Genomic DNA, 9,531 nt, shown 5'->3' with positions numbered 1-9,531 from the left:
AGACGACCGGTCCGTTGAGCTTGTCGTCGTCGAGGACGACGATCGGCGCGGAACCGGGCACCGGCACGGACGGGTACGCGCCCGCGTTCGTACCGCTGGTGATCGAGAAGTTCGTTGCTCCGTAGGGCGCGAAGTCCTCGTCGGTTCCGATGAAGTACTGGTTGTCGGCGGTGAACTCGCCCTGGTGCCCGTTGCCTTCGGCGGTGCGCGCTGCTCCGGTCGACTCCAGCAGCTGCGGATCGGGATGGCTGAAGTCCGTGTCGCCGATCAGCGTCGGGTTCGCCGGGTCGTCGACGTTGAGCTGAACGTAGCCACCGTCCCAGTAGGACAGCAGCAGGACCTGGTGCCCGTCGATGTTCTTGACGACCATGTCGTGCAGGAAGACCTCGGTGAGGCCGAGCTGGGTTTGGTTGAGGTTCGGGAACTCGGCGTCGACGTCGATCTCGCGGATCAGCCGGGGCCGCTTCGGGTTGCTGATGTCGAGGATGTCGACGTCCGGGCCGCCCGACTCGAAGTTGTCGGTCGTCACCACGTACGCCCTGTCGCCGGTGTCCCAGGCGAACGCGCTGTGGGTGTCGTTGGCGTCGCCACGCGACAGGTTCGCGCGGTCGCCGAAGTGCTCGGACAGCTTGACTGGCTTGCTGGGATTGCTGACGTCGTACAGGGAGACTCCGCCGCGGCCGTTCTTGCCGCACTGCTCGTTGTTCATCACGAGCATGGTGCCGTTGAAGAACTTCGTGTCGACCTGCAGCGCTTGCATGCCCTCGCCGGGTCGGCTGTCCTGGGAGTGCGGGATGAACCCGATCTGCTTCGGGGTTCGCCAGGTCGGTCATGTCGACGACGTAGGCGCCGGCGTCGGGGTCGCCGTCCTCACGGTTGGCGTCACAGGTGGCTTTGCCCCAGTTCGCCAGGTAGGCGTACGTGGTGCGCGGGTCGACCGCCACGTCGGCGATCAGGTCGTCGGTGTTGGTCAGGTCGGCCTTGCCCAGCAGTTGCAGGTCGCCCCATGCTCCCGGACCGAGCAGATGTCCGTCGATGGGACCGTGTTGGCCGGGGTGTGCCGCCACGGGTGCCGCCATCGCCGCGGTCAGCGACGCCACGGCGAGTGCGGTGAAGAGCCGTCTGGTTCTCATTGGTTCTGTCTCCTCGTTGGTTCCCCCTCGAACTGGGCCCCGTCACTGACGGGGCCCAGCGATCTGGTGTCACGGCAGGGAGAACTCCTGCGTCTGCGGGTTGAGGTGACCGAGCCGGAGGGCGCCGCCGGTGGCGTTGCCGCTGAGCCGGTACACGTTGAGTCCTTCGGTGATGCTGGACTCGTAGATGAAGTTGTCGTACCAGTACGACGACCAGGCCCCGCCGAGGTCGGGCGGGCTGATCGCGGGTGGGTCGGACCAGCCGATCGTGACCGGGTGGGCGGGATCGGTGAATTCGGTGGCCCAGGTTCCTGCCTGGTAATGCCCACCGACCGCGATGTAGCGGCCGTTGCGCAGCGGCACGATGTTGTAGTTGTGGACGGTGCAGTTCTCCGCGATGCCGTCCTGTCCTCGGGGCAGCACCCACTGGCCGAGTTTCGCGCCGGTGTGGGCGTCGTAGAAGAACAGGCTCTTGTCGACGTCCGGGTCGGTGGTCTGGCACTCGGGTTCGGAGCCGCCGCCGGGCTCCCAGCCCAGGATCAGGACTTTGCCGTCCCAGCTGAACGTCGCGGAGTGCCAGCGACCGTTGGTGCCTGCCTGGCCGACACCCGGCTCGCTGACGGTGTAGAGGAACACCGGGTCGGCGAGGCTCCCGCCGGGATGCGAGTTGGCGCCGATGTCGAAGACGTTGGTCGCGTCCGCGCTGGCGCACGCGGCCAGGTTGACGCTGCCGAGGATCACGCCCATGTCGTGACAGCCGGTGCGCACGTTGGTGATCGGACCAGCCAGCGGCTCACGCCGCAGCAGGTTCGCGTTCTGCGGCTGCCCGAACGGCACCTCGATCACGTCGATGAAGTCACCGAGCGCGTTCTCCTGCGCCAGGTTGCCGCTCGTTCCGCAGCCAGTGCTGCTGGAGTTGTTGCTGTAGACGATCAACCGGCCGTTGTCCGGGAGCCGCGGTGAGGGTGTGCGAGCCGCACGGCAGCTCGACCGACGCGACCAGGCTCGGATTGCTCAGGTTGCTGACGTCGAAGACGTGCACCCCTTCCCAACCGGCTGGGACGGTCTGCCCGTCGCAGTCGCGCGGGACTGCCTTCTTGGAGTTCCAGGCGCGGACCAGGATGTTCTCCCACACGACGATGTCGCCCTGGTCACCGTTGCAGCGCTGGTGGGCGATCTCGGTCGGGTTGTCGGGATCAGCGATGTCGACGATGCGGAATCCGTCGTAGTTGCCGTGGAAGGCCAGCTTGCCCCAGAAGGCGATGTCGGAGCTGACATGCCGGACACCGTCCGGCTCACCGAGGAACGTGGCCGGGTGCGGGCTGTGGCCCTTGGCGTGCATGTTCGGGGTGTGCGGGTTCGTGGCGTGGTCGGCGACGGCGGTCGCCGGGGTGACGAGAGCGACGGTGGCCACGAGCGCACCAACTGTTCGAATGACTCGGCGAGACATTCGACAACCTCCTTGGCTACTGGAAGAGCCGTTCCTGGGTTTGCGGGTTGTCGCGCTGCAGCGACGCGGCACCCACGGTGGCCGGGTGGTCGAGCGCGAACACGTCCAGGCCCCGGTTGATGTCGTTGGCGTAGATGAAGCCGTTGTGCCAGTAGGTGGACCACGTGTTGGCCGCGATCGGGTCACCGGCGCGGTAGAAGCCGAGCTCCACCGGGTTCGCCGGGTCCGTCAGGTCCGCGACCGTCGTGCCGCCGGTGTAGGCGGAAGACACGAGGATGTCGCGATCGATGCCGGGCACGTAGTTGAAGTTGTGCATGGTGCACACGCCGTTCTCGAAGCGTGGCAGCTTGTAGTGACCCAGCTCCGCTCCGGAAGCGACGTCATAGGTCCACACCGCACCCTTTGTCGGCGGATCCTCCGCCCGGCAACGCGGAATCACTCCACCGCCGGCCTCGTCCCCGAACGTCACACGCTTGCCGTCCCACGTGAACTGTGCCGAGTGCCAGGCCTGCACCTGGGGTGTCGTCAGCGTGCGCAGCACCTTGGGATGTGCTCGATCGCTGATGTCCCAGATTTGGCCGACGCTCAGGCACGCGGCCGCGGCGAGGTTCAGCGGGGTGAGCACCGTGATGTCGTGGCAGCCAGTGGTGGGCTGCAACGCCGGGTTGGCGAACTCCAGCCGCGCCGGGTCGAACACCGGCACGCCGGTCGTCGGTGGAGTCGAGACCACTGTGGCCTTCTCCGGGTTCTGCAACGGCACGTGGACCACCGAGATCTTGCCGTGGAACTGCTGACAGTTCGGGCCCATTGACGTGGTCGTCACCGCATAGGACGAGACGTAGACGAACAGGCTGCCCTTGCCCGCGGGCGCAAGGGTGTGGGTGTGCGAGCCGCAGTCGGTGCGCACGGAGGCGATGTGCTTGATGTTGGCGGGATCGCGGACGTCGAAGATCCGCACGCCCTCCCACGCCGCCGGGTTGCTGGCCGGTGTGTTGACGCTGTCGCACTCGGGCTTGCTCTGCGGCGTGTCGACCGAGGAGAACAGCAGTCCGTTGTAGACCGACACGTCTCCCTGACCGCCGTTGCACGGCTTGAAGGCCACCTGCTGCGCGACCGCGGGGTTCGAGATGTCGATGATGCGGAATCCGCTGAAGGTGCCCGCGTAGGCGTAGTTCCCTTCGAACGCGAGGTCGGACTGGGTCGCGGCGTCGGCCTTCGGCACGTTGTCCAGCAGAGTCATGTTCGCGCTGTGCAGGTCCGGCACACCACCACCGGTCGGCGGATGGGTTCCGCCGTCATCCGGGTCGTGCGCGCCGGCCGTCGCTGGGATCACCAGCACACTGGCAACGAGGAGAGCGACGGCGGTCAGCCGCCGTAATCGATTCACAGCAGGCCACTCCCTTCGAGGCAAGGGGTAGCGCCATTGCTACCCCCGTGAGGAGTAATCGACGCAAACCCCAACAGTGTGACCCGAGTCACCCCAATGGCCTACTATCTTGCTTCGAACATTTTCGAGCGCACGACAGTTGTTCTTGGTTATCAGATCAACTCGTCGCGCGGCGGTGACGCACGGCCACGTACAGCTACCGAGACAGGGTCAGGTGGCCGGGCGAAGGCCTGCGAGCGTGACCACGACAAGCCGGCGAACAGCAGCCTTGGAAGGCAAGGCGCCGGCCGCGGCAAGTGCGTGAACGCAGTACGCAGCGAGTTCCGCAGGTGCCACGTCTCCCCTGACCTCTCCTGCCGCTGCAGCTTCGGCCAGCAGGTCGCAGATCATGTGACGAACCTGTTGCCGCGCGTGACCGACCTGCTCGTCGCGGTGCAGGAGCGCCACGAGGTCAGTGTCGAAATGGCCGTGCGAGCGGTGCGAGATGGCAGCGAAGGCCTCGAGGACTGCTTTGAGACGCTGGCCAGGCCCGGCCGCCTGGTCACGAACCTCGGTCAGACAGGCGAGGTGGTGTGCGATCTGCTCGGCATGCCAGGCGCGCAGGATCGCCTCGACGTCCGGGAAGTACTTGTAGAGCGTCGCGCGCCCGATGCCGGTCTGCTCCGCGATCTGCGACATCGTCACGTTGAGCAGGCCGCGCTCGGCCACCAGCGTCGTGGTGGTGGCCAGGATCGCGTGCCGCACCTCGCGACGGTGCGTTTCGATCGTTTCGTTCCACAGCTTCGGCACGCGCACATCCTACGGGATCGAGACACTGCGTCTTGATAAATACACAGTGTCTCGTAAACTGCCGGGCATGGCTGACACTCCGCGTTGGGTGAAGATCATGGGCATCGTCATTGCCGTGGTGATCGTTTTGTTCCTCGTAGCGCTCGTTCTCCCGATCGAGCACGGCCCAGGCATGCACCGATGAGGCCGCGACTGCGCAAGCTCGCCCTGACGGCGCACATCGCGTCCTCGGTGGGCTGGTTCGGCGCCGTGCTCACGTTTCTCGCCATGGCGGTCGTTGGCCTGACCACTCAGGACGATCGCGTTGTCCGCGCCGCAAATGTGATCGCGGAGCCGATGGTCTGGTACGTGGTGCTGCCGTTCGCAGTCGCGTCACTGCTGACCGGCCTGGTCTCGTCGCTCGGCTCCGCGTGGGGCCTGCTGCGGCACTACTGGGTGATCTTCAAGCTGGTGCTGAACGTGTTCGCCACCGCGGTGCTGCTCATCTACACGCGCACGGTGGACCAGTTCGCCGCGGTCGCGGCCGATCCGGCTTCCGATCTGGCGCCGCTGCGGTCGCCGACGTTCGTGGTGCATGCCGGTGGTGCGCTCGTGGTGCTGGTCGTGGCGTTGGTGCTCGCGGTCTACAAGCCGCGCGGCGTGACCGGGCTCAGGATCTGAGGGCAGGCAGCAGGGTCGCCTCCAGCACGTCGGCGGCCTCCTCCGCCTTCAACTGTCCCGTGTTCACCTCGTCGGCGGCCGCGTGCAGCAGGCCGTAGACGGTGGTCACGAGCCAGTTCGTCGGCAGGTCGGTCCTGATCACGCCCTCCTCCTGGCCCCGCGTGAGCAGTCCCTCGACGTGGTCGACGACCTCACGGTGCCGTTGCCGCAGCCGGACCGGGCCGAGCTCGCGCTGGGCAAGATCGAACAACTTGCGGTGCTGGTTGAGCGCGTGCCAGGACGTCCGCAGCAGCCGCCGGAGCGCCTCGGTGGCGGAGCCTTCCTCCGGAGCGGCCTTCTTGATGACCTCGCCGGCTTCGGCGATCGTCCGGTCCAGCACCGCCTCCAGCAGCACCTCGCGGGACGGGAAGTGGCTGTAGAGGGTGACCCGGCCGACGCCGGCGGCGCGCGCGATCGCCACCATGCTCGACTGCGGTTCCTCGGTGAACAGCACCAGAGCGGCGTCGAGGATGGCGGCGATGTTGCGTTCGGCGTCGGCGCGGCGCCGGGTCTCCGTGGTGGCCACGACCGGAAGCCTACGGCCGGTCAGTGCGCGAACACCGGACCGTCGGCCGCGGGCGGGCGGCCTGCCGGAACGAGCAGCGTCGCCCCGATCGCGCTGACGGCGGCCACGATCGCCATCGCGGTGAACGCGGCACCGAAGCCCCCGACCGGACCGCCTTGCAGGCTCAGTGCCGCGACTGTCGACACGAACGCGATGCCGAGCGTGGCGCCCAGTTCGTGCCCGGTGTTGATCAGTCCGGACGTCGTTCCAGCGTCGTGCGGACCGACGTGCGCCATCGCGGTGGTCGTCGCCGTGACGAACGTGGCGCCGAGCCCCAAGCCGGAGATCAGGAAGCCGGGCAGGACGGCCAGCATCGCGTTCCCGGACGCGGGCACCTGAGCCAGGAGCACCGCGCCCACCGCGGCAAGGCCGAAGCCGACAGCGACCGCGGGTCGTCCGCCGAAGCGGTTCACGACGCGGACGCCGAGATGGGTGCCGAGCCCGATGACCAACGCCACCGGCAGGAAGATCAGCCCGGTCTCGAGCGCGTCGAGACGCAGCACGTGCTGCAGGTACTGGGAATTGAGGAAGAAGTTCGCCAGCAGCAGCCCTGACGCGGCCAGCATGACCAGGTTGCCCGCCACCACAGGACGCCGGGTCAGCAGTTCCAGGCGGACCAACGGCTCGGCGACCCTGCGCTCGACGACCACGAACACCACGAGCAACATGAGACCGGCGGCGAGGAAGTACGGCGTGCTGCCGCCGCCCCAGCCGGTGTCGCCCGCACGCACCAACGCGTAGATCAACGCACCAACGGCAAGCACCGCGACGAATGCACCAGGAACGTCGATCTTCCCCGATGTCCGTCCACTTCGGCCGGACGGCACAAAACGCGGCAGCAGCACAGCGACGAAGATGCCAACGGGCACGTTGATGAAGAACACCCACTCCCAGCCCGGCCCAGCCGTGAACACGCCGCCCAGCAGCACTCCGACAGCCGCGCCCGCGCCAGCGATGGCCGCCCACACGCCGAGCGCGCGATTGCGCTCTGGACCGTGGAAGGTCGTGGTGACGATCGACATCGCCGCCGGGGACAGCAACGCCGCCCCGACCCCCTGGGCGGCACGTGCCGCTACGAGCGCCGTCGCACTTCCCGCCAGCCCGGAGACCAGCGATGCCACCGTGAACACCGCTAGCCCGGTCAGGAACACGCCTCGTCTGCTGATCGTGTCGGCCAGCCGGCCGCCCAGCAGCATCAGCCCGCCGAAGCACAGCGTGTACGCGGTGACCACCCACGTCAGCGCGGCACGGTCCAGGTCGAGTTCGGTCGCGATCACCGGTAGCGCGACGTTCACGACCGTCACGTCCAGGATCACCATGAACTGGGCGAGGCACAGCAGCACCAGCACCCACCAGTTCGTTCGCACGGCCGTCCGGCTCATGTCCACCCCTTAACTCGAACACTCATGTTCGACTTAAGGGTACGCCAAGCCGAGCGACAAGTCGAACAGCAGTGTTCGACTTGTTCTCTTGGGCGGTCACTGGTGACGGGCGAGCTTGATCGAGGAAATCAGCAGCACTGCGGCCAGCGCGGGGATGAGGACCAGATCGGGGACGACGCCGAGGAGGAGGCCGCCGAGCAGGGCGCCGGTGATCGATCCGGCGACCATGACGCCGGCGAAGCGCACGTTCTGGCGCAGGACACTGAAGCTGTTGTCGCGGCTGTAGCGCGCGAAGGCGACCAGCATGGTGGGTAGCGAGACCAGCAGCGACAGGCTGCCCGCGGTCTTGATGTCGACGCCGTAGAGCAGCACGATCGTCGGGATCAGCAGTTCACCGCCCGCGACACCCATGATCGCGGCGACGACGCCGATCCCGAACCCCGCGGCAACTCCGGAGACAGCTTGCACGGTGGGCGGCAGGTCGAGCGTGCCGAGGCTGACGTGCGTGAGCACCAGGGCTGCGGCCATGAGAACCATCAGCGCCGCGAGGACCTTGTACAGAGTGGCGGTGCGCATCCGCACCGCCCAGGCCGCCCCTGCCCAAGCCCCGAGCAGACTGCCCGCGAGGAGATTGACCGCGACCGCCCAATGCGCACCCAACTCGACGGCGGTGACGGTGGCCAGCCGGGCGGGCAGCGCGGTGAGCACCACGACGAGACTCATGGCCTTGTTCAGGATGACCGCCGAAAGCGCCGCGAAGCCGAACAGGCCGATCAGCAAGGGCAACCGGAACTCCGCTCCACCCAGCCCGATCATGCCGCCCAGCAAGCCTACGACCGCGCCCACGGCGAACACCAGCGGCGCGCACCGACCCGCCCGGACCGGTGTCACGTTCTCCTCAACGGTCACGCGTACGCCTTCCACTCCCGGCCAACTGGCGCGGTCCACGATTCCCGAGATTCCAGCACCGGGGAAGCCGCAACCACATCACGGGACACCGGGCAGGACGGGTGTTCCCGCTCAAGGGCACAGTCGGGAGGCTCGGTCCGATCAGCGCGACGACCAGGCATACTTCTCAGTCTGCGAAAGGGTGTGGACGATGCGCGGACTGGGTGAGCTGGAAGCCGCGGTGATGGACGTGCTGTGGCACGCCCGAGAGCCGCTCAAGGTGCGTCAGGTGCTGGAACGGCTGGACACCGGCAAGCAACTCGCCTACACCACCGTGCTCACCGTGCTGGACAACCTGCACCGCAAGGACTGGGTCTCCCGCGAGCTGGAGGGCAAGGCCTACTGGTACCAGCCCACCGTCAGCCGCGTCGAAGCCGCGGCGAACGCCGTGCGCGACGTGCTCGCCGCCTCCGGTGATCCCGAGGCCGCGCTGCTGCACTTCGCACAGTCCGCGACCACCGAGGAGTCGGCGGTGCTGCGCCGGGCGTTCCGCAGGAAAGCCTCCGGGAAATGACTGTCGCGCTGGCGCTGCTGCTCGGGTCCATCACGATGGGCTGGCTGGCACCGCGCCTGCTGCGGCGGCTCAGCGACCCGGTGGTCGCCGTCGTCGCCTGGCTCACCTCGATCGCCGCGGTCGTGACGACCTCGGCCGTTGCCATGGTGCTGCTCCTGCTGCCCGAGCACGGCCTCGCCTTCCTCGACACCCTGCACAACTGCTGGGAGTCGGTGCGCCACGGCACTACACCCACGATCGAAGTGATCAGCGGCCTCACCGGCGGCGCTCTGCTGACCGCTCTGCTCGTTCGGTTCGCGATCGTCGGTGCACGCAGCGCCCGGCAACGAGCCCACGCCCGCGAGGAACACCGCTCGGTGCTGCGCCTCGCCGGACGACGTGAACCCGGAGCACATCCCACGGTGTGGCTCGACCACGACCGGCCACTCGCGTTCAGCCTCCCCGGCAAACCAGGTCTCGTGGTCGCCACGGAAGGACTCCGCCGCCACCTGACGCCCGAAGAGGTCGATGCCGTCCTCGACCACGAGCGAGCACACCTCAACGGACGCCATCACCTGCTGGTCGCTGCCGCGGACGCGGTAGCCGCCGCCCTGCCGATCCTCCCCCTGTTCACGCGGGCGGCAAGCTCGATCCGTGAGCTCGTCGAGATGTCCGCCGACCTGGC

Annotated in this window: 11 protein-coding genes; 3 read left to right on the top strand and 8 right to left on the bottom strand. The window is 67.7% G+C overall.

What is annotated here, in order from left to right; translation table 11 throughout:
• The 5 genes from BLR21_RS41330 to BLR21_RS41310 all read right to left on the bottom strand — a co-directional run.
• Positions 1-760: LVIVD repeat-containing protein (locus BLR21_RS41330; protein ID WP_218131130.1), on the bottom strand; the 760-nt coding region annotated here is incomplete at its 3' end.
• Positions 761-1,202: 442 nt separating this feature from the next.
• Complete coding sequence (locus tag BLR21_RS41325; RefSeq protein ID WP_090015562.1) at positions 1,203-2,069, bottom strand: LVIVD repeat-containing protein; 867 nt, start codon at positions 2,067-2,069, stop codon at positions 1,203-1,205.
• Positions 1,990-2,547, bottom strand: a complete 558-nt coding sequence (locus BLR21_RS41320) for an LVIVD repeat-containing protein (RefSeq protein ID WP_090015561.1) — start codon at positions 2,545-2,547, stop codon at positions 1,990-1,992. Before BLR21_RS41320 ends, BLR21_RS41325 begins: the two co-directional genes overlap by 80 nt.
• Positions 2,548-2,599: 52 nt before the next feature.
• The gene (locus BLR21_RS41315; protein ID WP_143028146.1) at positions 2,600-3,970 is read right to left on the bottom strand and encodes an LVIVD repeat-containing protein; all 1,371 of its coding nucleotides are present in this window, start codon (positions 3,968-3,970) and stop codon (positions 2,600-2,602) included.
• A 210-nt stretch (positions 3,971-4,180) separates the two neighbouring features.
• Complete coding sequence (locus tag BLR21_RS41310) at positions 4,181-4,759, bottom strand: TetR/AcrR family transcriptional regulator (RefSeq protein WP_090015567.1); 579 nt, start codon at positions 4,757-4,759, stop codon at positions 4,181-4,183.
• A 180-nt stretch (positions 4,760-4,939) separates the two neighbouring features.
• Here BLR21_RS41310 and BLR21_RS41305 point away from each other — a divergent pair, with 180 nt between their 5' ends.
• Positions 4,940-5,419 (top strand): DUF2269 domain-containing protein, encoded by a 480-nt coding sequence (locus BLR21_RS41305; protein ID WP_090015559.1) that lies wholly within the window; start codon positions 4,940-4,942, stop codon positions 5,417-5,419.
• Here the strand turns inward: BLR21_RS41305 and BLR21_RS41300 are convergent.
• From BLR21_RS41300 to BLR21_RS41290, 3 genes are all read right to left on the bottom strand, one after another.
• Positions 5,409-5,984, bottom strand: a complete 576-nt coding sequence (locus BLR21_RS41300; protein WP_176930042.1) for a TetR/AcrR family transcriptional regulator — start codon at positions 5,982-5,984, stop codon at positions 5,409-5,411. The genes BLR21_RS41305 and BLR21_RS41300 overlap by 11 nt on opposite strands.
• A 20-nt stretch (positions 5,985-6,004) precedes the next feature.
• The gene (locus tag BLR21_RS41295; protein WP_090015565.1) at positions 6,005-7,405 is read right to left on the bottom strand and encodes an MFS transporter; all 1,401 of its coding nucleotides are present in this window, start codon (positions 7,403-7,405) and stop codon (positions 6,005-6,007) included.
• Between the two features lie 96 nt (positions 7,406-7,501).
• Positions 7,502-8,260, bottom strand: a complete 759-nt coding sequence (locus tag BLR21_RS41290) for a sulfite exporter TauE/SafE family protein (protein WP_218131129.1) — start codon at positions 8,258-8,260, stop codon at positions 7,502-7,504.
• Between the two features lie 244 nt (positions 8,261-8,504).
• On the opposite strand from BLR21_RS41290, the gene BLR21_RS41285 reads away from it, so the two are divergent.
• Both BLR21_RS41285 and BLR21_RS41280 read left to right on the top strand, forming a co-directional pair.
• On the top strand, positions 8,505-8,867 hold the full coding sequence (locus BLR21_RS41285) for a BlaI/MecI/CopY family transcriptional regulator (RefSeq protein WP_090015563.1): 363 nt from the start codon (positions 8,505-8,507) through the stop codon (positions 8,865-8,867).
• Positions 8,864-9,531: M56 family metallopeptidase (locus BLR21_RS41280; RefSeq protein ID WP_090015558.1), on the top strand; the 668-nt coding region annotated here is incomplete at its 3' end. The genes BLR21_RS41285 and BLR21_RS41280, both read left to right, overlap by 4 nt.

Source organism: Lentzea albidocapillata subsp. violacea, assembly GCF_900100275.1.
GTDB classification, from domain to species: domain Bacteria; phylum Actinomycetota; class Actinomycetes; order Mycobacteriales; family Pseudonocardiaceae; genus Lentzea; species Lentzea violacea.
The sequence above is the reverse complement of the archived record's forward strand: the minus strand, read 5'-3'. Positions and strand labels throughout refer to the sequence as shown.

Excerpts from the sequence above, each read along its gene's own strand:
- BLR21_RS41285 (WP_090015563.1), top strand. The coding sequence starts at position 8,505 with ATGCGCGGACTGGGTGAGCTGGAAGCCGCGGTGATGGACGTGCTGTGG.
- BLR21_RS41295 (WP_090015565.1), bottom strand. The coding sequence starts at position 7,405 with ATGAGCCGGACGGCCGTGCGAACGAACTGGTGGGTGCTGGTGCTGCTG.
- BLR21_RS41305 (WP_090015559.1), top strand. The coding sequence starts at position 4,940 with ATGAGGCCGCGACTGCGCAAGCTCGCCCTGACGGCGCACATCGCGTCC.